The 24,072-nt window shown below is 44.5% G+C and carries 25 protein-coding genes and 1 pseudogene; 16 read left to right on the top strand and 10 right to left on the bottom strand.

Features of this window, described 5'->3' with window-relative positions; translation table 11 throughout:
* Positions 1 to 29: 29 nt before the first annotated feature.
* From GKS34_RS17245 to GKS34_RS23855, 10 genes are all read left to right on the top strand, one after another.
* Positions 30 to 752, top strand: a complete 723-nt coding sequence (locus GKS34_RS17245; protein ID WP_163386223.1) for a YceI family protein — start codon at positions 30 to 32, stop codon at positions 750 to 752.
* 82 nt (positions 753 to 834) lie between these two features.
* Positions 835 to 2,112 (top strand): anthranilate synthase component I family protein, encoded by a 1,278-nt coding sequence (locus GKS34_RS17240; protein WP_163386222.1) that lies wholly within the window; start codon positions 835 to 837, stop codon positions 2,110 to 2,112.
* A gap of 3 nt (positions 2,113 to 2,115) precedes the next feature.
* Positions 2,116 to 3,465, top strand: coding sequence for an NADP-specific glutamate dehydrogenase (gene gdhA / locus GKS34_RS17235; RefSeq protein WP_163386221.1), 1,350 nt, complete (start codon positions 2,116 to 2,118; stop codon positions 3,463 to 3,465).
* A gap of 9 nt (positions 3,466 to 3,474) precedes the next feature.
* Positions 3,475 to 4,542, top strand: a complete 1,068-nt coding sequence (dinB, locus tag GKS34_RS17230) for a DNA polymerase IV (protein WP_163386220.1) — start codon at positions 3,475 to 3,477, stop codon at positions 4,540 to 4,542.
* Between the two features lie 62 nt (positions 4,543 to 4,604).
* Entirely contained in the window at positions 4,605 to 4,805 is a 201-nt protein-coding gene (locus tag GKS34_RS17225) for a hypothetical protein (RefSeq protein WP_163386219.1), read from the top strand.
* Positions 4,806 to 4,916: 111 nt separating this feature from the next.
* The gene (locus tag GKS34_RS17220) at positions 4,917 to 5,762 is read left to right on the top strand and encodes a sulfurtransferase (RefSeq protein ID WP_163386218.1); all 846 of its coding nucleotides are present in this window, start codon (positions 4,917 to 4,919) and stop codon (positions 5,760 to 5,762) included.
* Entirely contained in the window at positions 5,755 to 6,546 is a 792-nt protein-coding gene (locus GKS34_RS17215; RefSeq protein ID WP_163386217.1) for a HipA family kinase, read from the top strand. The genes GKS34_RS17220 and GKS34_RS17215 overlap by 8 nt, the downstream gene beginning before the upstream one ends.
* Entirely contained in the window at positions 6,524 to 6,907 is a 384-nt protein-coding gene (locus GKS34_RS17210) for a DUF3037 domain-containing protein (RefSeq protein ID WP_163386216.1), read from the top strand. Before GKS34_RS17215 ends, GKS34_RS17210 begins: the two co-directional genes overlap by 23 nt.
* A 242-nt stretch (positions 6,908 to 7,149) precedes the next feature.
* Positions 7,150 to 7,908, top strand: a complete 759-nt coding sequence (locus GKS34_RS17205; RefSeq protein ID WP_163386215.1) for a serine hydrolase — start codon at positions 7,150 to 7,152, stop codon at positions 7,906 to 7,908.
* Between the two features lie 164 nt (positions 7,909 to 8,072).
* Positions 8,073 to 8,396, top strand: a complete 324-nt coding sequence (locus tag GKS34_RS23855; RefSeq protein ID WP_494337704.1) for a four-helix bundle copper-binding protein — start codon at positions 8,073 to 8,075, stop codon at positions 8,394 to 8,396.
* A gap of 363 nt (positions 8,397 to 8,759) precedes the next feature.
* Here the strand turns inward: GKS34_RS23855 and rbsK are convergent, their stop codons facing one another.
* From rbsK to GKS34_RS17190, 3 genes are all read right to left on the bottom strand, one after another.
* Entirely contained in the window at positions 8,760 to 9,677 is a 918-nt protein-coding gene (rbsK, locus tag GKS34_RS17200) for a ribokinase (protein ID WP_163386214.1), read from the bottom strand.
* A 231-nt stretch (positions 9,678 to 9,908) separates the two neighbouring features.
* Entirely contained in the window at positions 9,909 to 10,646 is a 738-nt protein-coding gene (gene ric / locus GKS34_RS17195; protein WP_163386213.1) for an iron-sulfur cluster repair di-iron protein, read from the bottom strand.
* An 83-nt stretch (positions 10,647 to 10,729) separates the two neighbouring features.
* Positions 10,730 to 11,137: a DUF2784 domain-containing protein gene (locus GKS34_RS17190; protein WP_205602097.1), complete on the bottom strand. Its 408-nt coding sequence runs from the start codon at positions 11,135 to 11,137 to the stop codon at positions 10,730 to 10,732.
* Positions 11,138 to 11,278: 141 nt separating this feature from the next.
* Between GKS34_RS17190 and GKS34_RS17185 the strand changes: the two are divergent.
* Together GKS34_RS17185 and GKS34_RS17180 are read left to right on the top strand one after the other, a co-directional pair.
* Positions 11,279 to 11,461, top strand: a pseudogene (locus GKS34_RS17185) (hypothetical protein); the annotation flags it as partial.
* 245 nt (positions 11,462 to 11,706) lie between these two features.
* Entirely contained in the window at positions 11,707 to 12,060 is a 354-nt protein-coding gene (locus GKS34_RS17180; protein ID WP_163386212.1) for a LytR/AlgR family response regulator transcription factor, read from the top strand.
* 180 nt (positions 12,061 to 12,240) lie between these two features.
* On the opposite strand, the gene GKS34_RS17175 is transcribed toward GKS34_RS17180, so the two are convergent.
* The 6 genes from GKS34_RS17175 to lpxK form a co-directional block, all read right to left on the bottom strand.
* Entirely contained in the window at positions 12,241 to 13,794 is a 1,554-nt protein-coding gene (locus GKS34_RS17175; RefSeq protein WP_163386211.1) for a GH3 family acyl-acid amido synthetase, read from the bottom strand.
* A 91-nt stretch (positions 13,795 to 13,885) separates the two neighbouring features.
* Entirely contained in the window at positions 13,886 to 15,577 is a 1,692-nt protein-coding gene (locus GKS34_RS17170) for a GMC oxidoreductase (RefSeq protein ID WP_163386210.1), read from the bottom strand.
* A 10-nt stretch (positions 15,578 to 15,587) separates the two neighbouring features.
* Positions 15,588 to 16,832 (bottom strand): ABC transporter permease, encoded by a 1,245-nt coding sequence (locus GKS34_RS17165; protein WP_163386209.1) that lies wholly within the window; start codon positions 16,830 to 16,832, stop codon positions 15,588 to 15,590.
* Positions 16,833 to 16,947: 115 nt separating this feature from the next.
* The gene (locus tag GKS34_RS17160; RefSeq protein ID WP_205602096.1) at positions 16,948 to 17,559 is read right to left on the bottom strand and encodes a MiaE family protein; all 612 of its coding nucleotides are present in this window, start codon (positions 17,557 to 17,559) and stop codon (positions 16,948 to 16,950) included.
* 8 nt (positions 17,560 to 17,567) lie between these two features.
* Entirely contained in the window at positions 17,568 to 19,490 is a 1,923-nt protein-coding gene (locus tag GKS34_RS17155) for a putative porin (RefSeq protein WP_317167984.1), read from the bottom strand.
* The gene (gene lpxK / locus GKS34_RS17150) at positions 19,477 to 20,547 is read right to left on the bottom strand and encodes a tetraacyldisaccharide 4'-kinase (RefSeq protein ID WP_163386208.1); all 1,071 of its coding nucleotides are present in this window, start codon (positions 20,545 to 20,547) and stop codon (positions 19,477 to 19,479) included. Before lpxK ends, GKS34_RS17155 begins: the two co-directional genes overlap by 14 nt.
* Before the next feature lie 44 nt (positions 20,548 to 20,591).
* Between lpxK and GKS34_RS17145 the strand changes: the two genes are divergently transcribed.
* The 3 genes from GKS34_RS17145 (at position 20,592) to GKS34_RS17135 (ending at position 22,979) form a co-directional block, all read left to right on the top strand.
* Entirely contained in the window at positions 20,592 to 21,692 is a 1,101-nt protein-coding gene (locus GKS34_RS17145) for a Nif3-like dinuclear metal center hexameric protein (protein WP_163386207.1), read from the top strand.
* Between the two features lie 3 nt (positions 21,693 to 21,695).
* Positions 21,696 to 22,463: a zinc ribbon domain-containing protein gene (locus GKS34_RS17140; RefSeq protein WP_163386206.1), complete on the top strand. Its 768-nt coding sequence runs from the start codon at positions 21,696 to 21,698 to the stop codon at positions 22,461 to 22,463.
* 105 nt (positions 22,464 to 22,568) lie between these two features.
* Positions 22,569 to 22,979 (top strand): hypothetical protein, encoded by a 411-nt coding sequence (locus GKS34_RS17135; protein ID WP_163386205.1) that lies wholly within the window; start codon positions 22,569 to 22,571, stop codon positions 22,977 to 22,979.
* On the opposite strand, the gene GKS34_RS17130 is transcribed toward GKS34_RS17135, so the two are convergent.
* On the bottom strand, positions 22,969 to 23,598 hold the full coding sequence (locus GKS34_RS17130) for a histidine phosphatase family protein (RefSeq protein WP_163386204.1): 630 nt from the start codon (positions 23,596 to 23,598) through the stop codon (positions 22,969 to 22,971). The two genes, GKS34_RS17135 and GKS34_RS17130, sit on opposite strands and share 11 nt — an antisense overlap.
* A 53-nt stretch (positions 23,599 to 23,651) precedes the next feature.
* Between GKS34_RS17130 and GKS34_RS17125 the strand changes: the two genes are divergently transcribed.
* A complete protein-coding gene (locus GKS34_RS17125) occupies positions 23,652 to 24,071 on the top strand; it encodes a hotdog fold thioesterase (RefSeq protein ID WP_163386203.1) in 420 nt (139 codons plus the stop codon).
* Position 24,072 lies beyond the last annotated feature (1 nt).

Here is a 24,072-nt window from a genome sequence, read left to right as displayed (position 1 = left end):
AAACCAATCTCAATTAAACCAGTATTAGTATGAAATCAATAAAACTATCAGGATTCCTGTTAGCAGCAGCGCTGTTGACATTTGCATGCGGAAAAAGTACGGATACCGTAGAAGCCACAGAGGCTCAGGATGCCGCAGAAGCAACCGGGCAAACGTTAAGTCTTGACACCGATGCCAGTAAAGTAAACTGGAGAGGATATAAGCCAACCGGCCAGCATTTTGGATTAATTCCAGTTACATCAGGTCAACTGTCTGTGGAAGGAGATGCTATCACAGGTGGAGAATTTACCTTTGACATCACTGCTCTCGAAATACATGATATGGAAGAAGGTACCGAAAATCATGGCAAGCTTTGGAACCACCTTCAATCCGATGATTTTTTTGATGCAGGCAACCATCCTCAAGCCAATTTTGTGATCACAGAAATCGCTCCTTATACCGCTGAAGACGAAATAGAGGATCAGGAACAATTTGAGTCAGAAAACACGCCGCAAAGTGCTTCTGAAATTGCTCCCGATAAGCCCACTCATTGGATTAGTGGGAATTTGACCATGAGAGGAAACACGAAGAATATCACGTTCCCTGCAAGTGTTTCTTTGAACAATGGTATCATTACAGCACAGGCAGGCTTTAACATCAATCGAACAGATTGGGGCTTGTCTTATGGCGACGAAGCTTCCGCAGTGGATAAAGCCAAAGATCAGTTTATATACAACACCGTTAGTGTAAATTTTGATGTGAAAGCGAATTAATTGCGAATCATTAAAAAAAAGATTTAGAAGAAGGGGACTGTTCGTCCCCTTTTTTTATTGTCATTTTGCTAATTTTGCAGCCATGCCTGATATTGAATCTACTATCATTATTCCCCTTCGCCCAAACTGGATTGAGCAAATGCTGGTTTGGGGCAGGCAACAATTCAATTATTTTGGATATTTCCATTCGAATGATATCCCTTATCCTCAAGGCGGATTTGAACACGTATTTTATGCGGGGAACAGGGCGGAGCCTTTAGAAAAAATGAGCGAATTACCTGAAGACAAACCCAAAATTGGTATTATTGGGTACGATCAGAAAAATAAGTACGAAAAATTATCCAGTCACAACAGAACCTGGTTTGATTGCCCGGATAGTGTGTTTTTTAGTCCCGAGGTGGTCATCCAACTTGCAGAGGACCTTGTTCAAATCACGGCTATTAGGCCAGATAAGATTGTAGAATCCATTCAATCAACAGTAGTATCTGCACAGCAATTCGGGAAAGGGCTCACAATGCAGGTTTCTCATGACCAGCAGGCCTACAGCAAAATCTTTTCCCAAATTCGCAAACATATTTTGGAAGGAACTATTTACGAATTGAATTTCTGTATGGATTATCACGGCACCCTACCCGCAAACGAACCGGAGAGGGTGTTTCTGGAATTGTGCTCGCAATCCCCCATGCCTTTTAGTGCTTTTTTTAAAGCAAAAGATCTCTTCCTTTGTTGTGCCTCTCCCGAAAGATTTCTCAAGAAAAACGCACAAAATTTGTTGTCTCAACCTATAAAAGGCAGCGTAAAAAGAGGATCGAATCCAGAGGCCGATGCGCTTCTTGTGAAATCACTAGCCGAAAGTGAAAAGGAAAAAGCTGAAAACCTGATGATTGTGGATTTAATGCGCAATGACTTATCCCGTGTGGCAGAAATAGGATCTGTAAAAGTAACCGAGTTGTTTGGGATTTATTCTTTCCAAAGAATTACTCAAATGATTTCAAGTATTAGCTGTCGGTTAAAAAACGGGGTTACCTTTGAGGAGATCATTTCCAAAACATTTCCCATGGGCAGCATGACCGGTGCCCCAAAAATAAAGTGCATGGAATTAATTGAGACTTATGAATCCTTTAAAAGATCCTGGTTTTCCGGCACATTGGGGTATATTAACAGCTCAGGTGACTTTGATTTTTGTGTCGTGATCCGAAGTTTGGTCATCAATCAAACAAAAAATTCCTTTTATTTCGGCGTCGGAAGTGCCATTACCCTGGATGCCAATGCTACCGATGAATACCAGGAATGTCAGTTAAAGGCTGCGCCTATCATTCAGACCTTAAAAAAATTGTATCAATCGAACCCAATTTTATAATAAATGGCAACACGGAACCAAATTCTTAAAAGTATCATCGACAAAAACCCCCATGAACTCGAATTTCATCAGGCCGTAGAGGAAGTTTTTGAGAGCATTCAACCTGTACTGAGAGACCATAAAAACTATGTTGATGCCCGATTATTTGAGCGAATTTGCGAACCGGAACGGATTATATCATTTCGTGTTTGCTGGACCGATGATCAGGGAAAAGTACAGGTTAACAAAGGATATCGGGTGCAAATGAGTAGCGCATTGGGCCCTTACAAAGGGGGACTTCGCTTTCATCCCAGTGTGAATCAAAGTATTTTGAAATTTCTGGCGTTTGAGCAGGTGTTTAAAAATGCACTAACAGGGCTTCCTCTTGGAGCTGGAAAAGGAGGCGCTGACTTTGATCCAAAAGGTAAATCAGACGGAGAAGTAATGCGATTCTGTCAGGCGTGGATGATGGAAGGATACCGACACATTGGTCATTTTACCGATGTCCCTGCGGGAGATATCGGTGTGGGCGAAAGGGAAATCGGTTATCTTTTTGGAACGTATAAAAAGATCCAAAATGAATTCCAGGGAGTATTAACAGGTAAAGGCCTGGATTGGGGGGGGTCCTATCTGCGCCCGGAAGCTACCGGATACGGTTTGATTCATTTTGCTCATTTTATGTTGACTGAGGCAGATGATTATTTAGAGGGGAAAGTTTGTCTCGTTTCGGGGGCTGGGAATGTTTCTCAGTTTGCCATAGAAAAACTACTCCAGGAAGGGGCTAAAGTTGTGGCATTTTCAGATTCTACGGGCTTTATTCATGATCCTGAAGGAATGAATGAAGACAAGTTAGCCTATTTAAAGGCGCTCAAAAACGGTCAGAAAAAAAGTATTTCGGGTTTTGCCGAAGCGTATCCGTCTGCCAGTTTTACTTCCAATGGGGACAAAAACCTTTGGTCCATTCCGGCTGATTGTGCTTTCCCCTGCGCGACACAGAACGAGCTTGAAGAGGCTGATGCCAAAACGCTCCGTAAAAACGGGCTCATTTTATTGGCAGAGGGAGCCAACATGCCCTGTACTCCAAAAGCAATCAATTACCTGCAAGAATCAAAAGTTCTTTACGGACCAGGAAAAGCTTCCAATGCAGGGGGGGTTGCTGTATCGGGATTAGAGATGAGCCAAAACAGGATGGGCAGGTACTGGACCAAAAATGATCTGGAAATACAACTCCGAACCATCATGAAAGACATTCATGATAAATGCCTGGAAACGATAGCCAGACACGACCTCCACGAACAGGATTACCTGAATGCCGCCAATATCGGTGCTTTCGAAAAAGTTGCAAAATCAATGAACGCTCAGGGGACCGTCTGATTAGGAACCATGGCCGCCTACCGGAAGATCATACACGTGGATATGGATGCGTTTTTCGCCTCGGTAGAGCAATTAGATCGGCCAGATTTTCGAGGTAAACCGCTTGCTGTAGGAGGCAATAGGGAAAGAGGGGTGGTAGCAGCGGCCAGTTACGAAGCCAGGAAATTTGGTGTTAGATCGGCCATGCCCTCGAGGCTGGCGGCAAAAAAATGTCCCAACCTTATATTTGTTCCGCCGCGATTTGAAAGGTACAAGGAAATTTCTCGTTGTATCCGAAAAATTTTTTTAGAATTCACAGATCTGGTCGAACCCCTCTCTCTGGATGAGGCCTTTTTGGATGTTACCCATAACCATTTCGGCCTCCCATCAGCTACCTTGATAGCGAAAGCAATACGGCATAGAATCTATTTCGAAACTGGACTCACGGCATCTGCTGGGATCTCCTATAATAAATTTCTGGCCAAGGTTGCTTCAGATCTCAATAAACCCAATGGGCAGGCAGTAATCCCCCCTGAAAAGGCGGAGGCTTTTTTAGAAAATCTTCCGATAGAAAAATTCTTTGGTATCGGAAAAGTGACAGCAGAAAAAATGAAGAACCTGGGTATTCATTGCGGACTGGACCTCAAGCAATACTCGTTGGAATTCCTTACCCGAAGGTTTGGCAAATCGGGTCTGCATTACTACGATATTGTCAGGGGAATTCATCCCAGTGAAGTAAAGCCCGACCGAATCCGGAAATCCTTAGGTGTAGAAACTACCTTTGAAAAAGACCTGCTTACACTAGAAGAAGTGGTGGCTACCTTAACGGAAAAAATCCTACCTGAATTTTTCCGAAGGATCCACCAAAACCAGACAAAAGGAAGGACGCTTACCTTAAAAATCAAATACGATGACTTTTCTGTACATACGCGAAGCAGGACTTTTGCAGAAGCAATTCCTTTGGATCAAATGGACGGACTGGCGGTAGGACTCGCCCGCCAAGAGTATCTGGCCGGGCCGGTTCGCCTGTTGGGTATCAGTCTTTCCAATTTGATTCGTCCGGATGATCCCGGAGAGCAATTACGAATTGCATATTAACCTGATTCCGAACTCGTTCGGCATCAATCTTGCAGTAATAATTCGAAAAAAACGACATGCAAATGAATACCTATCAAAAATACCTGGACTTCGGATTAAAATATGGCATTCCTATGTCCATCATCCTGGCAACCCTATCCATGAAAAAAGCAAAGGGAGTGGGAAATTTGATTGTTTTCGCTTTGGTCACACCTACCTTACTGGGGTACCTATACAGCCTTAAAAAAGCCAAGGATTCCCTAAATAACCACCCGGAAATGTGACAAAATCATGTTTTCTTTTTTAGTTAAATTGACGGTTCAAATCCGAGTTTATATGCTTTAGCTTTTATCTTTGGTCAACGATTCATTAACAACCATCAAACGACCTAAAACATGAATTCCGAATTGACACCGTTAATACCCGCTAGTACTTTGCTGGAACTACTAGATCAGCCATCCCTTGTGGTAATTGATGCTGGTTTTGGCAAAGAAAAATACCTGCAAAAGCACCTTTTGGGAGCCCTCTTTGTAGATTTAAATCGTGATTTGTCTTCTATTAAGGAAGATCCGGCCGAAGGAGGCAGGCATCCCCTGCCTGATCCTGCTGAATTTGGTAAGACCCTTGGCAAATTAGGAATCAGCCCGGAAAGCCGGGTGGTTATTTACGACGACAAACAGGGGGCCATGTCGGCAGCACGGCTTTGGTGGATGCTAAGAGCAATGGGCCATCAAAACGTTCAGGTATTGGATGGCGGAATGCAGGCCGCCGAAGCTGCAGGCTATCCCATGGGTTCTGGCGAGGAATCAAACTCTCCAACGGTTCCCTACCCCGCAAGTGAATGGCAATTACCTTTGGCAGATTTGGACGAGGTTGCCAAAAAAGTTAATGACCCTGCCTACAGGGTAATAGATGTCCGAGAGTCGGCCCGTTATTTGGGCGAAACGGAACCCATTGACCTGATTGCAGGGCATATACCCGGAGCGATCAACGTGCCTTTTGGAGAAAACCTGGATTCAAAAGGTTATTTTTTACCAGCAGAAACATTGAAAAAGAACTATTCGGAGGTGCTGGCCGCAGGTCCGGCGGAAAACACCCTTGTTCACTGTGGTTCGGGAGTAACAGCCTGCCATACACTACTTGCTCTGGCTCATGCAGGGCTTGAAATCCCCAAATTATACGTTGGTTCCTGGAGTGAATGGTCCCGAAATAACCGGCCTGTGGCAAAGGGCAATGAATAAGTTAGACCTCCGGTTGGTTAATATCATGCAATACAAAATGCCTCTGCGAGAAGGTGGCTCATTACCCGCCTTAGCCCTGGCAGATGATGGGTTTACTTATGTGGTGAAATTTCGGGGTGCCGGGCAGCGTGAAAAGGCCCTATTAGCAGAATTGCTGGGAGGCGAAATTGCCCGTTTGCTGGGATTTAAAGTACCGGAATTGGTCCTTGCCAGGCTAGACCCTGCCTTTGGTCAGACGGAAGGAGATGAAGAAATTCAGGATTTGTTAAAAAGTAGCCAGGGTCTGAACCTGGGGCTCCACTTTTTATCCGCCGCAGTCAATTTTGATCCGGCGGCAGTATCAGTTTCTACAGAACTGGCCTCCGCCATCGTTTGGCTGGATGCTTACATCACGAATGTAGACCGCTCGTTCCGCAATACCAACATGCTGATGTGGCACCGCGAACTGTGGCTAATTGATCATGGAGCATCGTTTATCTTTCACCACACTTGGGACAATTGGGAAAAGCATGCCAAAGGTCCTTTCCCTTCAATCAAAGACCATGTATTATTGCCAGGTGCAGAAAAGCTGGAAGAAGTGGATTCAACTTTCAAACAGATCCTTTCACCGGAATCACTTTGGCGAATCGTTAACTCGCTGCCGGAAGAGTGGCTGGAAGCCATGGGTGAACCAGGCACTGTAGAAATATGGAAACAAGTCTATCTGGATTTTCTATTGCTCCGACTTAAGCATTCTAAAACCTTTGTAAACCAAGCCCAAGATGCCAGAAAAGCACTTGTATGAATTTGCGATCGTCCGGGTAGTTCCCCGGGTAGAGAAGGAGGAATTTATCAATGTTGGTGTAATCCTGTGCTCCATACAGCAACAATTTTTAAAATGTGCCACCATCCTTAACGAATCAAAACTGAAAGCGCTGGATCCCGAAGCCGATCCGGAGACGATCCGAGATCACCTGGACGCGTTTATTCACGTGTGCCAGGGTAAAAAAGGACTCAGCCCTATCGCCTCTCAAAGTATTGCATCCCGTTTTCGCTGGCTAACAGCAGTCAGAAGTTCCATTATTCAAACCTCCCGACCACATCCCGGCCTTTCTCACAACCTGGAAGAAACATTTGAAAACCTATTTAGGGCATACGTTGGCTAAACCAGTAGATAGACTGAATTAGATTACATAGACTTATAGGCTAAAAATAACTATGAAATCGAGCACAACGAGAACGTCACTCGTAGAGATGATTATAAAGCACTGGCCGTTAGGCAGGCTTATGGCCACCAAAAAACAATGATAATCCTATGAAACATATGCCAAATTTTCTGCTCTGCGTATCAGTTTCCATCCTTGCAATATCCTTATGCAGTTCACCTGCAAAAGGCCAAAACCCTCTATTGAATTACTTAGAAACCATTGACCCTGAATGTGCTATTTCCTATTTGATTCAGGATGAAACCGGCAAACTACTGGCCCAAAGGCAGCCTAATAAGAAAGTCCCTTCGGCTAGTATAATTAAAATACCCATACTCCTTACTTTGCTGGAAGCAGTAGATAAAGGAGAACTGGCATTGGATAGTGTCCATGTGTTAAAAAGTCAGGATAAGGTAGGTGGTGCCGGGGAATTGCAGTTTGTGCCGGATGGGACAGAGCTTACCTTTCGGTTTCTAGCCAGGGAAATGATCCGCATCAGTGACAACAGTGCCACCAATATTCTGATAGAACAATTGGGTATGAATCGTATTCAGGATTGGCTTTCGATTCGTGGCTTTACGGATACCCAATTGAACCGCAAAATGATGGATTTTGATGCCATAGAAAGAGGGCATCAAAACTATACCAGCCCCACGGAAATCAACCGAATCCTACTGATGCTTGTTCAAAAAGACAAGCTTCCGGCTAACTCCATCGCAGAAGCCCTTGTCATCCTGAAATCCTGCGAAGATAACGAAACCCTCACCGCTTTTTTGCCTACAAAGCTGGAGGTGGCGCATAAAACCGGAACGCTGGATTATGTTAGAGGGGATGCCGGGATCATTTTTGGGAGGCGGCCATTGATCCTTTCTGTTTTTGTAGAAAACTTCGATGACATTTCGGAGGCAGAGAAAATCATCGCCGAAATCGGAAAACTAGCCTATGAAACGTATGGAAAGTGATTGATTTTCAAAGCGATTGCATTTCCAGGCATGTTATTTGTTCTTTTCAGGATGGTATTCAAAAATTGAAAAGATGAAATCGAGCATGACGCAAGCGACCCACGGAGGGATGATTATCAACCATGCGAGATTCCATGTGACCGCTGAGAAACAATTATAAACAGATGAAAAACGAATCGATCATTCAAACGCTAAATGCCTGCGCAGCAGCCTGTAATCATTGTGCCGATGCCTGCTTGGGGGAGGATCATGTAGACCGTATGGTAACTTGTATCCGCACCGACAGGGTATGCGCTGAAATTTGTTCGGCTACAGCCAAAGTTCTTTCCATGTCTTACGGGCCCATTGACGAATTACTGCAATTTTGTGCGCGGGTGTGCGGAAGCTGTGCTGAGGAATGCGAACAACACAATCACGATCATTGCCAGGCCTGCGCGAAAGCATGTACTGAGTGTCGTGAAGCCTGCCTTCAAATTTTAACCGCATAAGGGCACTTGCTACCGCTACTTACCTGAAAAATTGTGTTAAATCTTCCAAGGTTTGATTGTCTAGGGCTAGCTGTGCTTTAGGCTGTCCGATATAACGGCGAAAGGTAGATTATTGCCTTTTTTGGGTTCAAAAGTAATCATGATACCCTCCCAGTTTAAATTCTATTCACATGTCTTAATATGGGGGACAGATCGCTCTTGTAGGCGATTGGCTACTAAAATGGCTGACGGGACTGGGTTTCTTTTGGCTCAGTATGAATTTTAGGAATCGCTAGTGTTGCCGTTCCGGAAAGTTGGCTATATACCTGACTTTGGCCATCTTGAAAACCACTCCTTGGTTTAATCCAAATAAAACATCTTTCTTCAAAAATGCTTTTCCACCTGGCCTAAAAAAGGAATTGAGGACTGAGCCCCGAATTTGGTTACTGACAATGCTGCTGCCCGGTTAGCGAAAATAACGGCATTCTTCCAGTCCATTCCTGTACACAGCCCGGCGGTTACTGCCCCAATGAACGTGTCTCCCGCAGCGGTACTATCTACAGCATTGACTTCCGGAGCGGGCAGGCTTCCGGTGAAATCAGGAGAGGAAAGAAAGGCCCCGGCAGCCCCCAGGGTAATCACCACTACTTCCACGCCTTTTTCGTGAAAAAAGGCTGCTGCATGTACCGCTGTATCCTCATTCGTTACCCTAATTCCAGTTAAAAACCTGGTTTCCGCCTGATTGGGAATAATGGCATGGAGATCGGCATACATTTTCACAGGTAAGTGATAAGCAGGTGCCGGATTTAAAATCAATTTTTTTCCGGTACTACCGTATTTTTCAACAATGAAAGTTACTGTTTCCAGAGGAATTTCTAATTGCATCAGGATAAAATCTGCCGATTCCAAGAGTCCTGCATGTTCCGATACCTGCGCTGTGCTCAGGGCATTATTGGCTCCGCTTGCCACGAGAATCGTGTTTTCACCAGCAGCATCCACTGTGATTTGAGCCACACCGGAAGGTAACTCCTTATCCTGGACTACTCCCTGAACATTCAGTCCTTCTTTTTTAAAATTTTCCAAACTTTGATCACCAAATAAATCACGTCCCAATCTGGCAACTAAAGCAACATCTCCCCCTAATCTAATGGCTGCTATGGCCTGGTTGGCCCCTTTTCCTCCAGGAAAAATCCTGAAATCTTTTCCCAGGAGCGTCTCTCCCGGGACCGGAAACCGGTCTACCTGGATAATCATATCGGTATTGGAACTCCCAACCACCACAATTTTTTGATTTTGCCCCATACGATGGATTCGTCAGTCAGAAAATGGATGTAAAAATAACAAAGGCAGCCCGGCTGTTGGAATCAAATGGCCTCACATTTCCTGCATCCGGCCATGCCCCAAATTGGCAAAGCGCATTCAGGATTAAAGCTAAAACAAATCTTCATAAATCCCAGTTTAAAAATGGTCCAATTCCTTAAGCCCATAAAAAAAGCCCGAAAATTTCGGGCTTTAGTCGGTTACTTGGACTTTTTAATTCAACTCCTGGGCAGCGGGCATTAATTCTTTATACAAATTACGGGCAGCGGGAAAAAGAATGTTATTTTCCAAATGTATGTGTACATGAAGATCCTTTTCAAACTCATCCAGCATAGCGAATGCTACTTTATATGTTTGGCAAGCATCTGCAGGTGGGGTATACCCCTGACTGAGGGTTGAAATGGCTACAAAGCGTTCGCCTTCTGCTGCGTGATCATCTTCCATCATGGAAATGGGATTGTCTATATGACCAAAATGGGGTTTCGGTAAATCGATCCCCTCGTTTTTCGCTTTTTCCATGGATTGAATAAAAGGAAAAAGGATCAGTTCTTCTTTTTTCATATGCACTGTCAGGGCGGCTGCCGCTGCTGAAAATAACTGATTAATTTTAGCCAGCTCCGGATGTCGATCGCCATGTACTTTTTCTATCTTTTCAAGATATAACGTTAAGGAAGGTAACGTTTCTTCCACGAAACGATGATGCTTTTCCAAAATATGGTTGATGAGTTCTACTGGTTTCATTTGGGAAAACCGGAGATCTTTTGAACTGCTGTCCAAACCTTCGAGTTTCCGCAACAAATCTGCCTCATTCAAACCTTTTTTCTGACAGGCTTCAGAAATACTAATGCCTCCGCCGCAACAAAAATCCAACCCATACTCCGTAAAAATTTTTGCCGTTCTGAAATCCCGGGCTACGATTGCTCCTATTTTTTCTGCTTTTAACTGCTCCATTGTGTGTCGATTTTAAGCCTACGTTTGTTTTCCTATTTGACAAATGTAATGAAAATTCTAATAAAAGACAATTTTATCTTTTATTAGAATTCCTTTTTTTCTCCCTTGGATCGCTTCCGGAAATTTACCCACAGCGAAAGCAGTAACGCCATAAGTGTGAATAGCAGGGTGGAAACTTCTATGAGTTTAGGGGGCGGCTGTAACCCCAAAAGCCGGTTAAAAAGATAGTTGATATACGAGTTTGGTAAATCGCCCACACCGCGCAATCGAAGAATCTCCCAATGCCAGTCGGTAAAGGGGCAATATCCCCATCCATACCAGATCCCAAGAAAAAACCAGGAGGCCAGGGTCAGGGAAATCGTGTACAGGTGCCATTTTCTCGTAAAACTACTTATCCACCCCAGCAAATTGAATAGAATTAAGGCGGTGTGAAATATCAAAAACGCGTAATCAGCAACTGCCAACCAGTTCATAAACAGAAGCATCATCATGTAATCAGAGTTTTTAAATGAAAAAACCTTTTAACGTTTACTAGTAGCGATCAGAAATTCATCCGATTAATTTACGCATTCATCGCCAACTTAAGCGGTTCTGTCCAGATTGATTTTCACCAATCGAAAACGAAGGGTTGTTTTGCAGGTAGCAGAAATGACCCTGCCCGTATGGCGCAGAACTTTGCCGGGGTAAGTGGAGCTAATGATTCCCGGAACGACATCATCATTCGGGGCAATTCTCCCACTGGCGTTTTGTGGAGATTGGAAGGTGTCGCCATTCCTAATCCAAACCATTTTGGGGCCATGGGTACTACCGGAGGTCGCCCAACAGGTAGAACTCCGGAATCGGTCTCTCCTTTGAACAAAACAACAGGAATACCTTTAGTCTGGGCTATGAACTGCACAGCCAATTACAGCCACTACCCATTTATTTTCTGGATATTCACCTGGCGGATGGTTCAGGATTTGAAATTTTTGATCAGGTTCATGTTACCTGTCCTGTGATCTTCACAACGGCATAGGATGAGTATGCACTAAAAGCGTTTCAGGTAAACGGCATTGCCAACTTGCTAAAGCCCATAAGTTCAGAAGCATTGGCAGGAAGCTTACAAAAGTTAAAATCGATTCAGGCATCTGGAAAAAAACATAGTCAGTTGGATGCGTTGCTACAGGAAATCCGGAAAAGGGAAGCTCCCTACCGAAAGCGCTCCCTGGTGTCCTATGGTGCCACCATCAAATCAATTCCTATTCCGGAAGTGGCCTGTTTTTTTGCAGAGAATAAGGCCGTGTATATGGTAGAAAAATCGGGCAGTAAATACGTGCTGGACGAGACGCTGGACCAGTTGCAGGAAGGGGTAGACCCGGAGCAATTTTTTCGGGTAAAACGAAGTTTTATGGTACAGGTGGATGCCATCCGTTAGATGCACTCCTATTCCTGCAGCCGGATTAAACTGGACTTGCATCCAGTTTGTAGCAAAGAATGCATCAGCAGCTCCGAGAAAACGGCGGAATTTAAGAACTGGCTGGGAAACCAAATTGAAAAGTCTTTCCTCAATTTAACGACAAACGAACGAGCGCTGAAAGCCAATAGCCAATGCCTGTTACGTCTGGGGAATACCATTTTCCCGAAGAAACGCCAGCCACATATCGGCCTTCTCTCCTTTTAAAACCCGTGGAAACTTATTTTGTCCCCCTTCTTTTCCCTGAGACTTGAGCCAGTCGTAAAATAGAGTGGAAGGCAATTTGGTTACCGTCACTTTTTTAAGTGCATGTTGTCTTTCTACCGCATAGTCATCATTGAGGACTTTCAATTTTTCATCAATTTTTTCCATCAGTTCCGTTTCATCTACCTCCTCATCGATACCCACAAACCAATGGTGCATAAATAACGATTCGGCGGGAAGGCCCAACACGGTAAACTCGCAGATATCCACATTCAATTCTTCGGAAACCAGCTCTACGGCATGGTTCATATTATCCATGGACAAATGCTCTCCACAGAGATTCAGAAAATGTTTGGTCCGCCCGGTGATCCGAATTTCACTCTCCCCTTTTGAATCAAACCGGATCACATCTCCTATCAAATACCGCCAGGCACCTGCGCAGGTACTGATAAGCAAGGCATAATCGACTCCTTCTTGTATTTGATCGATTTTTAAGGCTATCGCATTGGGGTGGACTTCCCCATTTGCACCAAAATTGGAATCAGTAAAGGGAATAAATTCATAAAATATCCCATTGTTCAACACCAGCCGCATGGACTTCCTGCCTGGAGTGGTCTGGAAAGCTAAAAACCCTTCGGAAGCAAGGTAGGTTTCTAAGTAAATCAGGGGTTTTTTCAGTAATTTCTCGAACCTCTTTCGGTAGGGCTCGAATGAAACCCCTCCGTGGACAAAAATCTGCAGGTTGGGCCAAATGTCATGTATACTGTCCAGCTTGTGGGTGGCAATAATTTTTTCTAAAAGAATTTGTAACCAGGCAGGAACCCCTACGATTATCCCAATATCCCACTTGGGGGCCATTTTGACAATTTGATCAATCTTGTCGCCCCAGTTTTTGTTTTTAGAAATCTTCTTACCCGGCTTGTAAAAACGCTGAAACCAAACGGGCAACCTTCCCGTGGTAATTCCGCTTAGGTCACCGGAAAAGAAAGTGCCATTGAACTCCAAATCTGTACTTCCTCCCAACATCAATATGCCTTTGGTAAACAAATCATCTGAAAGCTCATATTTTGACAACGTAAGAAGTTGTCGAACCCCTGTTTTACGAATGGCTATTACCATGTCTTTGGTAATGGGAATGTATTTTGAGGAGGCTCCGGAAGTACCGGAAGTCAGGGCAAAATAACGGATCGCACCCGGCCAGGTAATGTGCTTACTTCCTTCTTTCGATCGGTACCACCATTCCTTATAGATCTTTTCATAATCGTAAATGGGTACCCTGGAAGAAAATGCGGTGTAAAAATCTTCATTTCCTTTTTTGAATTCTTTGAGAAGGGCATCGAACTGATATTTCTTCCCAAATTCGGTATTTCTGGCCTTAATCATCAGCTTTTTCAACTCCTGCTTTTGAAGTTCCCGGGGAGAGCTATACTCCTGTTCCAGGGACTCTCTCAATCTAATACCCCTTTTTAGCAATGTACCCAGGATAGCCATATCTTCTTTTTAACGGTTTGATCAAACTAAGGGTAATTTGTAATCAAAACAACTTTGCTTAAATGTGCTTCCTCCGTTCGCAAATTACCTATTAGGTCAGATCTCCCCGTTTCAGCGCCTTTACCGCATGGTCCACTGCCCTGGCCGTAAAGGCCATATACGTAAGGCTGGGGTTTTGGGTGCCGGTAGAAGTCATGGAAGCCCCATCTGTGACATAAACATTTGGGCAGGTATGCATTTGGTGAAAGCGACCCAGAAGGGAGGTTTCTGAGTCATTTCCCATGCGCACCCCACCCATCTCGTGGATATCCAATCCCGGAGCCTGTCTGCTATCGTTTTGACGGATATTTTTGCATCCCGCACTTTCCAGCATTTCGGCACCCTGATCCAAAAAGTCCCGCAAGGATCTTTCATCGTTATCATCGTAACCCACGTCCACGCGCAATTGGGGCATCCCCCACTCGTCTTTTTGGGTTTCATCCAGGTAAACCCTATTGGTCAGTTTTGGAATGGTCTCTCCCTGCATCATCATGTATACGCCCCAGGGTCCAGCTTCCGAGTTAGCCTCCTTAAAATCCGGGCCGAAATCCTCGTTTCGAGCTCCTCCCCAGCCTCCCCTGCCGGCAGAGTAGAAACTCATGTAACCGCGTAGAAAGTCCATCTCCTGCTTTTTGACATTTCTGAAATTCGGAAGCATAACGGCAGTCGGCCTCCGTCCGTAGTAGTAAGAGTCCAGATGGCCCTCCATGCTGGCTGAAAGTGACCCGCGGTAGTTATGAAAGGCAATGTGGGTACCCAACAAGCCATTGTCATTGCCCAAACCATTCGGAAAGCGGTCAGATTTGGAATTCAATAAAATCAGATTCGAGTTTAATGCGGAGGCATTTACAAAAATTACCTTGGCGAAGTATTCTGTTGTTACCTTGCTAAGCGCATCAACAACCCGCACTCCGGTCACCTTTCTCCTGGCATCGTCGTAAATCAACGAATGTACCACCGAATGGGGTCTGAGCGTAAGGTTTCCCGTAGCAGCGGCAGCGGGCAAGGTAGAGGCATTGGAGCTAAAATAGGCACCAAAGGGACATCCTCGCTGGCAAAGGCTTCTAGCCATGCATTGTCCCCTACCCTGAGCTGTGTGATGAGCTTGGGGTTCTGTCAGGTGCGCACAGCGTCCAATGACAAACCTTCTGTCAGGATAGGCCTCCAGGATTCGCTCCTGAACCAGCTTTTCCACTTTATTCATTTCCCAGGGAGGTAAAAATTCTCCGTCAGGCAAGGTTTCCAACCCGTCTTTATTGCCACTTACTCCAATAAATTTTTCCACATAGCTGTACCAGGGTGCTACATCCTCGTAGCGTATGGGCCAATCCACCGCAAAACCATCTCTTCCGGGCCCTTCAAAGTCAAAAGGACTCCAGCGCTGTACCTGCCTGGCCCATAAAAGGGATTTTCCACCTACCTGATACCCTCTGATCCAATCAAACGGTTTATCCTGAATATAGGGGTGCTCCTTATCCTTTACAAAAAAATGGTCGGCGTCGTCTTTGAAAGCATAGCAACGGGAAACCACCGGGTTTTCTTTCCTAAGCTCCAGGGGTAATTGTCCCCGAAGCGGAAATTCCCAGGGAGGGGTATGCATGGTAGGATAATCTTCCCTATGGGTCACTTGCCTTCCCCTCTCCAAAACCAATGTCTTTAATCCTTTTTCACAAAGTTCCTTTGCTGCCCAACCTCCACTGATTCCGGAGCCAATGACGATGGCATCGTATGCATGCTCTTTCATATTCTTTTATCTATTCGTACCTCAGCGATTCAATCGGATCCAGGCGGCTGGCCTTGTATGCAGGCAAAAGGCCGGAAAACAGCCCCACGACAATACAGACTACAAAGGCAAAAATAATCCACACCCAGGGAATCAGAAAACCTCCTGGCCCTACGGTATTTCCCACGAGGTTCCCAATACCAATACCCATCAGGACTCCTAAGATCCCTCCGAGCACACAAATCACGATTGCCTCAATCAAAAATTGTTGCCGGATTCTTTTAGGGGTCGCTCCCATTGCCTTTCGAATACCAATCTCCCGCGTCCTTTCGGTAACAGAAACCAGCATGATATTCATCAGCCCGATGGCTGCCCCCAATAGGGTAATAAAACCGATTCCAAATCCACCTATTCTAAGAAAACCGGCTATTTCTTCCAGGCTTTCACCTAAAGTCTGGGACTTTACCACCTCAAAGGAATCCTCCATACCAATGCCGTCCTCCCGGATAGAACGCATGATTCCAGTAGCCTGGCCCATTTCGTATTCCAGCTTTAGAGGATCTTGACCAGCTACCGTGACCGTATACCGAAAGGTTCCCCTTCGATCGAGGTTTCTGGCGTTCAGGATGGGGATTACGATTGCCCTGTCTGGACCGGTATCTCCTCCTACACCTCCTTGTCGTTCCATGATACCGATAATGGTATATCTCCTGCCATAAAAGGTGATGTGCTTTTTGATGGGGTTTTCTCCCTCATCAAAAAGGGTTTTCTGAATTTCGGTGCCAATAATACAAACATTGTTTCCGTACTCAACCTCCACATTACTAAAATTCCTTCCTTCCTCCAGTGCTATCCCTTTGATCAGGAAATAATTTTCATCCCCTCCAATAATCCGGCTGTTTGGGTTGGTTTTTTTGGACCCTCTTGAGACTTCGGCTGACCCAGTGACAGTGGTAGTGATGGTAGAAATACCATTTTTATTATACTTTTCTTTGAATGCCACGGCCTCACGGTAGGAAATAGAAGGGTAATTTTTCGGTGCCACCCCGGAGCTTGTTGCCCTTCCGCCAGAAAAACCCCTGCTCCTGACATCAAAATTATTAGCACCAAATCCGGAAAGACTCTCCTCAATTTGGGCCTTCATGGCATCTATGGCCGTCAACATGCCCACCAGTGAGGTGATGCCGATAGCGATTATCAGGCCTGTCAAAATAGTCCGCAACAGGTTCATTCTGACGGACCGGAAGGCTTCCCGGATATTTTCTATCAAATTCATGTTTTCTCTGTATATGTCCAAAAGAATTTCCCTGGACTAACTATTTTGATAATATTAATCATAAAATAAGTTTGGCCAAAGAATTTCAGAAATTTTAACGTTATCCATTTTATATTTAATGCATGCGGTCCCCTCTGATTTCCAGCGAATTCATAACCTCTTTCTCAAAATCCAGCCATTCTTTCCAGCGCTGTTCTACTTTTTCCGGATCCTGATAGGTCTTGGCCAACTGGATAAAATTCACATAATGCCCTGCTTCTGAAACCATCAGATCATAATAGAATTGTTTCAACTCCTCGTCCTGTAAATTTTTGGAAAGCAATTTAAATCGTTCACAGGACCTGGCTTCGATTAGGGCGTTCATCAGAAGGTGTTCGGTAAGCTGATAGGTTCTGCTACCCCCTTTGTGAATAAACCGTTGCAATTGTACCACATATTCATCTTTCCGAGGGTGTCCGAACCGATAACCTCGCTTCCGGATTTGTTGCATTACGGCTTCGAAATGCGCCCATTCTTCGGCTACTACAGGGCTGAGTACATCCACCATGGTATCAAACTCTGGAAATTTGATAATCAGGGAGATGCAGGAAGAGGCTGCCTTTTGCTCACAATAGGCATGATCCACCAAAATAGCCTCCAGACTGATTTTTGCAATATCTACCCAACGGGGATCGGTAGGCAATTGCAGGTGCAACATTTTTTTTTTCGTAGATTCTTTCCAGTCCATAGTAATGGTTAATCAAAGAAATACCAACTAATTCCCAAATCCAGCATGTTCTTCAATCCGGTGTACCCAGGGGTAACGAAATACCCGTCATTTTCCATAAACCCGGCATTCAGGTGGTTGTACCTGAATAAAACGCGTGTGCGATTAATCCTGAAATTAAAAAAAGCATCGGCCACCGGATAGGCATACACATTGAAATCGTTTTGCAGGTAAAATTGCTGGGTAGCTGGCATGTAGGCAGGGGCATAGTAATCCGACCGGTACCTCCCCTCCAAACCGATTTGCACGTAAATATTCTCGTCAAATAAAGGACCGTCAAAGTAAATACGGGAGTTGATAAACAATTCGGGAATTCTGAATTTATCAGCGGCTCCTCCCGTGATGAGGGTATAGCGGGCTTCGGATACCCAATGAAATTTTTTCCCAATAACAAAATGGCTGTTCAATCCGGGAATAACCATAAATGCCTGTGATGCTGCCTGTTCGGGAACTTGTTCCTCGTTATAAAACACGTAATTATTAATCCGGTTAATCGTAAGATTGGGTCTTAGACTACTTTCCCCTAATTTAACCTTGATCGTCCCCTGAATCTGATCCACCCCAATATTGGAGAAGTTATTGTCCCAGCGGTAATGATTGCCCCGGTATTTTTCCTGGGCCAGCGTAGGTTTGTAAAGGGCTTTGGTATACCGGACATCCAGGTAGGGGGAGATAAACAAACCAGTCAGCCGGTAGCCATCCGGGATCAGGTACTCGCCTTCTGCTTCAAAAACCCAGTTTTCATTTATCTCCCCCCTGAGAGCTCCTCCCAGGTACAACTCGGTAAAGGAGTTGTTGGTAGAAAAAAAGCGACTGGCCATTCTACCCGTTCTGAATTTCAAATAGGCATTGTAGTACACGGGGCCTAAATCCCCCTTAAACCCAAATTCATTTTTCCATTCCGAAAAATGGTTGTGGTTATTGGTCGTATCAGGTTTACTAAAGAGCAGACTGCTGTCCGAGGAATTAAAACGGTTTTCATTAAAAAAATCGGCATCTGATGTTTCCAGATTAGAAAAAAAGGTCACCTCTTGCTTTTTTTTATCGAATACATGGTAGGCCTGCCAGCCTTTCACTATCTCGTATTGCTGATAAAGATGGTATTCCTGCCGTAAATCCTTCGCTCTTGAATTCCGCAGCCAGACTTTGGAATCCTCATAGGTAAAATAAAGCGAAGTCGTATCCACTTCAGGCGGAATGATCCCCCCCTGTTCGTTTACATTGTGCTCCATCCGGGTAAAATTAGCCAGCAACCTGTATTTGCCATTAGGAGAGGAATAATTCGTATGTATCTCGTAGGAGTCGTTAACCACGTTGTTGTCATCCCTTCGGGTCGGGTTGAGCGTTTTCCGTGCCCGAATCGTGCGATAGGCAATGCCTACATTCCAATTCGGACGGATGTTTCTCACAAATTCAACGTCCAGTTGGTTACGATTGCCACCACCGAAAAATGCAGCAATATGCGTATGCGGCGATTTGGTGTCAAAATAGCGAATACTGTCCGCAGAATTATGGTATAGATCGTATACCTCAAACCCGGAGGTTCTTCCAATTTGTTGCGGCACATCGTAAAAAACCGGTCTGGCGGCAGTTCCCAGATTACCAAGATCCTGGTATTTGTACCAAGTGTCGGCCACGGGTTCATAATTGTGGAAGCCTGTAAGGGAAGTATCCAGTTCTATTTTTTTAAACCGGTTGTTTCGGACAAATTTTTCATAAAAGTAAAGGGACGTATTGGGACCGTAAACCATTTTTGTAGAATCGTCCAACAATCCTCTCCTGGACCCCTCTCCTTCCTGCTGATCTTGCTGATCTTGCTGTGCAAATGCAGCAGGACCCCATGCCAGCATAGCTATCAACAGTGCCCAAAAAAACCCTTTATTTCGCGTCACCACCAAATTGTTTTTCGTTTATCAAATGCGCTACCTGATGTAGCAATTGTTCCTTGTCCTGCGGATCCATCAGTACCTCAACAGGCTTGACAAAGATAGGCAGTTCATCCAATACTGACCGGAATTTTCCGTCCTTCATTTTTACCGCATCTTTTTCCGTAGTCAAAATAGCAGGATGGTATCTTCGGTATTTATCATAAACGGTCCGGAAACTGTCAAAGTCTTTCAGGCTGTATCGGTGGTGATCAGGAAATGATATAACTTCCAATACGGTGTGGTTTTTGGAAAGTTCTTCCACCAGGGGAATGGGGTCAACGATACCAGTAACTACAATCAGGTGATTTGGCAAATCCTTCATCTTGGAGCTTAATGCATAAGCCCTTCCGTATGTTAAACCAGCAAAATATATTGGCACTCCCGGTCGCGTAAATTCACGCACCCTGGAAACATAACTTTCCATTTGTTCTGGAGATAATGGTAAGGGACATTTTGTGACCACTACCACATCTGCCCGTGCCGCATTCGTACGACTTTCCCTTAGCCTTCCCAGGGGTAGCAACCGGTCTGTAAAAAAAGGCCTGGAATAGGTGGTCAGCAGAATTCGCATGCCCGGCTCCAGGTATCGATGCTGATAGGCATCATCCAGTAGGATGGCCTGAATATCCCCGCATTCTGCCAGGATCATAGGTATGGCCAAAATTCGCTCTTCGCCTACGGCAACTTTTACTTTCTCCTTAAATTTTGAGTACATCTGAGCGGGCTCATCTCCTATGTCTTGGGGACTAGTCCTATCATCTGCCATAATAAATCCACGGGTTTTTCGCCCGTACCCTCTGCTAAGGACGGCTAATCGATAGTTGGAAGAAAGGTGACGTAATAGAAATTCAACGAAAGGAGTCTTTCCTGTACCGCCTACGGCCAGGTTTCCCACCACTACTGTAGGAACTTCAAAAACCTGACTTTTTTTTAGCCCCAGGTCAAACATCCTGTTTCTGAATGCAGTAGCCGCGCCATAGATACAGGCAAAGGGATACAGCAATATTTCAGAAAAGCGCATTGTGAATTTTTTTGTAATTTTGATTGAAAAACAAAAGCAAATATATGGTTTATTTGATTAAGCATGTCATATCTCATTTGGAATCCATTGCTCCGCCTGTTTATCAGGAGAACTACGACAATTCCGGACTGATAACAGGTGACCGGGAGGCCGAAGTGGCCGGAATTTTGTGTAGCCTGGACGTCACTGAAGCGGTGGTAGAGGAAGCCATAACGAACGGTTGTAACCTAATTGTAGCGCATCATCCGATTGTTTTTAGGGGATTAAAAAGCCTTACTGGCAAAAACTATGTAGAGAGAACGGTCATACTGGCCATAAAAAATGACATTGCCATTTACGCCATCCATACCAACCTGGATGCAGTTTATCAGGGGGTAAATCAAAAAATTGCCCAAAAAATCGGGATGCAGCAAACACAGATCTTGGCACCGAAAAAAGGGCTCTTGACTAAACTCACGACATTTGTTCCTAAAGAAAGCGCAAATGAGGTCCTAAACGCACTGTACCAGGCCGGAGCGGGGACAATTGGGGAATATGCCCATTGTAGTTTTCAGATTCCGGGAAAAGGTACGTTTTTACCCCTTGACGGAGCCGATCCTCACCTGGGTGTCCGGGGCGAGGAAGCAAGGGTGGATGAGCTCCGGGTGGAGCTTATGTTTCCGGAACACCTCCGGACAGGTATTGTCCGTGCCCTGAGGGAAGCCCACCCCTACGAGGAAGTAGCTTATTACCTACATTCCCTTGAAAATGAGCACCAGGAAGTAGGTTCTGGTATGGTAGGCATGCTTCCGGAACCTATGGATGGAAAATCCTTTTTGCTCCAACTGAAAGCATCCATGGGGCTGGAAGTTCTCAAACATACTGCCATTTTAGATAAAAAAGTGCAGCGGATAGCCATTTGCGGAGGGGCAGGAATATTTTTGCTGGGATCTGCCATGCAAGCAAGTGCCGATGTATTTATTACGGCTGATGTTAAGTATCACGAATTTTTCGATGCCGACCGAAAGCTCCTCTTGGTGGATATCGGACATTACGAAAGCGAAATTTACACAAAAGAACTATTAAAAGATTTATTGTCGCAAAAATTTAGTAATATTGCAACCTATTTGACAAATATAGTTACAAATCCGATAAGTTACCTTTAGTACATGGAAAGTCCAGTCGCACAAAAACTAGAAGCCATCCTCAATCTTCAGAATATTGATTCCCGTCTAGATGCTATTTTCAAGGTCAGGGGAGCCCTTCCAGAGGAAGTCCAGGATTTAGAAGATGAAATTGTAGGCTACGAAACCCGACTGAACAAATTCAATACCGATATTGAAGCGAAGGAGGCCGAGATCAAAAAAAATAAAGATGCCATTAAGGAATCTGAAAAACTGATCAAAAAGTACCAGGAACAACAGATGAACGTGCGAAATAATCGGGAGTACGATGCCATCACGAAAGAATTGGAACTGCAGGATCTGGAAATTCAAGTTTCCAAAAAGAAAATTGCAGAAGCTCAGGTACGAATTGAAGAAAAGCAACAAGATATCGCTGATCTAAAAGAAATTCTGGACGACCGGCAAAATGATCTGGACCAAAAGAAAGGAGAATTAGATACCATCGTAGCTGAAAGCGAATCCGATGAAAAAAAGCTAAAAGCCGAACGGGACAAAGCCGCTAAGAAAGTAGAAGATCGCCTCATCAAATCTTATGATAAAATCAGAAACAATGCTAAAAATGGATTGGCAGTTGTTTTGGTAAAAAGAGGAGCATGCGGTGGCTGCTTCAATATCGTTCCTCCACAAAGGCAAGCAGAAATTCGCGAGAGGAAAAAAATCATCGTCTGCGAGCACTGTGGCCGTATTCTGGCAGGGGTGGAAGATGAAATCGTAGAAGAACCGACTCCAAAAAGAAAGCGAAGCAAAGCTTAAAATCACGTTATTACCAAAACCGGAAACTCTCCGGTTTTTTCTTTTTTTAGTTGGATCCAAAACTTTTGTTGTTTCGTATATGTTTATTCCATATATTTCCAACTAATGAAACAACTAGTCTATTCCATATTATTTGTTTGTCTTACGCACCTTTCCACTGCCAAGGAGGGACCGAATAAGACATTTCTTATTATTTTTGATGAGAACGAACTGGAATTGTATCAATCCAGTGCCAAAAAGATGGAGTTGAGTTTTCTCGATGCCTTTAAAACCAAGGTGTATGTGGGAAATTCGGAACATGCCTTGTTCGTTACCGTCCCTTTTTCGGATTGGACGGTTTGCGAGATGGGAAAATCGCTTGTTCGACTATCTGACAAAAGCGAAATTCCATTGGAATTGGTCGCTTTCCGCATTATTGACATGAATGAATGTCAGGAAAATTTTCAGGCACTGCTATCCGAATCCAACGAGCAGGGATCGCAAAAAAAAGTGGCTACCATCAAGCTCAGCTTATAGGGGCTGTCTTTTTTAATGGGGAAGGGTGGTATTTGTCCAATACCATGTTTCCATCTTCCTCCACATGCAATTCGTAGCAGCATAGGTTTTCGTGCCTGAACACATCCATATACCTAAGATCATATCCCAACAACAACGTCATTAAAATACGAATCGCCCTGCCATGCATGCAGATGAGCAGGTTATTTCCCCCTGTCGACATAATGTGATCCATGGCCCGTTTTAATCGCGCCACAACGTCAATAGGCGACTCCCCGCCACCTATTTTATGATCCAGCTCCCCTGAGGACCATTTCTTAAGCATGTTGAGGTAATATTGGTTTTCATCGTGATCCATAGGCAATCCTTCGTAATCTCCCCAAGAGATCTCATTCAGATCGGAAAGTTCCTCCTGATAAATATCCGGAGTCAAAAATTTTTCAATGGACTGCCTGGTTCGTATCAGGGAGGAGTAAAAAACCCGGTCAAACGGAATATGCTTGAAATTTTGAAAGAATAGTTCTGCTTGCTTTTTCCCTGTTTCATTTATTGGGGCGTTTATTCCACTTCCCTGTACCACCCCTTTAAGGTTGTAATCGGTTTGTCCGTGGCGGACCACGTAAATTTTTTTACTGCTCAAGATTCTCTATTTTTGATTTTGGATTCAAAGAAAAAAATTTTATCCCATAAATCATGCTATTTAAGAAAAAACCCGACCTGGATTTTTTAAATCAAATGGGAAAGGACAATATGACCGGATTTCTGGGCATTACCTACACGGCCGCAGGTGACGATTTTCTGGAAGCAGAAATGCCAGTTGAAGCCAAAACCAAACAGCCATTTGGCCTGTTACATGGAGGAGCAAACATGGTATTAGCCGAAAGTCTGGGATCAGTAGCCGCCCTGCTAACCCTGGATGAAGAAGGTGCCTATCCTGTGGGGCTTGAAATCAATGCTAACCACCTGAAATCTGTAAAAGGGGGGAAAGTTACGGGAAGGGTGTCTCCCCTGCACATTGGCAAAAGAACACAGGTATGGGAAATTAAAATTAAAGATCAAGATAATAACCTTACCTGTATCAGCCGCATCACCCTTGCCATTATCCGAAAGTAAA

The organism is Cyclobacterium jeungdonense, from assembly GCF_010994275.1.
Classification (GTDB): domain Bacteria; phylum Bacteroidota; class Bacteroidia; order Cytophagales; family Cyclobacteriaceae; genus Cyclobacterium; species Cyclobacterium jeungdonense.
Note: the sequence above shows the minus strand (reverse complement) of the source record. Positions and strands in the feature narration are given on the sequence as shown.

Excerpts from the sequence above, each read along its gene's own strand:
- rbsK (WP_163386214.1), bottom strand. The coding sequence starts at position 9,677 with ATGGGGCAAAATCAAAAAATTGTGGTGGTTGGGAGTTCCAATACCGAT.
- GKS34_RS17215 (WP_163386217.1), top strand. The coding sequence starts at position 5,755 with ATGAATAAGTTAGACCTCCGGTTGGTTAATATCATGCAATACAAAATG.
- GKS34_RS17240 (WP_163386222.1), top strand. The coding sequence starts at position 835 with ATGCCTGATATTGAATCTACTATCATTATTCCCCTTCGCCCAAACTGG.
- GKS34_RS17165 (WP_163386209.1), bottom strand. The coding sequence starts at position 16,832 with ATGAATTTGATAGAAAATATCCGGGAAGCCTTCCGGTCCGTCAGAATG.
- lpxK (WP_163386208.1), bottom strand. The coding sequence starts at position 20,547 with ATGCGCTTTTCTGAAATATTGCTGTATCCCTTTGCCTGTATCTATGGC.
- GKS34_RS17190 (WP_205602097.1), bottom strand. The coding sequence starts at position 11,137 with ATGATGATGCTTCTGTTTATGAACTGGTTGGCAGTTGCTGATTACGCG.
- GKS34_RS17245 (WP_163386223.1), top strand. The coding sequence starts at position 30 with ATGAAATCAATAAAACTATCAGGATTCCTGTTAGCAGCAGCGCTGTTG.
- GKS34_RS17140 (WP_163386206.1), top strand. The coding sequence starts at position 21,696 with ATGGAAAGTCCAGTCGCACAAAAACTAGAAGCCATCCTCAATCTTCAG.
- GKS34_RS17135 (WP_163386205.1), top strand. The coding sequence starts at position 22,569 with ATGAAACAACTAGTCTATTCCATATTATTTGTTTGTCTTACGCACCTT.
- GKS34_RS23855 (WP_494337704.1), top strand. The coding sequence starts at position 8,073 with ATGAAAAACGAATCGATCATTCAAACGCTAAATGCCTGCGCAGCAGCC.
- dinB (WP_163386220.1), top strand. The coding sequence starts at position 3,475 with ATGGCCGCCTACCGGAAGATCATACACGTGGATATGGATGCGTTTTTC.
- GKS34_RS17145 (WP_163386207.1), top strand. The coding sequence starts at position 20,592 with ATGGTTTATTTGATTAAGCATGTCATATCTCATTTGGAATCCATTGCT.
- GKS34_RS17175 (WP_163386211.1), bottom strand. The coding sequence starts at position 13,794 with ATGGCTATCCTGGGTACATTGCTAAAAAGGGGTATTAGATTGAGAGAG.
- GKS34_RS17220 (WP_163386218.1), top strand. The coding sequence starts at position 4,917 with ATGAATTCCGAATTGACACCGTTAATACCCGCTAGTACTTTGCTGGAA.
- GKS34_RS17170 (WP_163386210.1), bottom strand. The coding sequence starts at position 15,577 with ATGAAAGAGCATGCATACGATGCCATCGTCATTGGCTCCGGAATCAGT.
- GKS34_RS17125 (WP_163386203.1), top strand. The coding sequence starts at position 23,652 with ATGCTATTTAAGAAAAAACCCGACCTGGATTTTTTAAATCAAATGGGA.
- gdhA (WP_163386221.1), top strand. The coding sequence starts at position 2,116 with ATGGCAACACGGAACCAAATTCTTAAAAGTATCATCGACAAAAACCCC.
- ric (WP_163386213.1), bottom strand. The coding sequence starts at position 10,646 with ATGGAGCAGTTAAAAGCAGAAAAAATAGGAGCAATCGTAGCCCGGGAT.
- GKS34_RS17210 (WP_163386216.1), top strand. The coding sequence starts at position 6,524 with ATGCCAGAAAAGCACTTGTATGAATTTGCGATCGTCCGGGTAGTTCCC.
- GKS34_RS17160 (WP_205602096.1), bottom strand. The coding sequence starts at position 17,559 with ATGGACTGGAAAGAATCTACGAAAAAAAAAATGTTGCACCTGCAATTG.
- GKS34_RS17225 (WP_163386219.1), top strand. The coding sequence starts at position 4,605 with ATGAATACCTATCAAAAATACCTGGACTTCGGATTAAAATATGGCATT.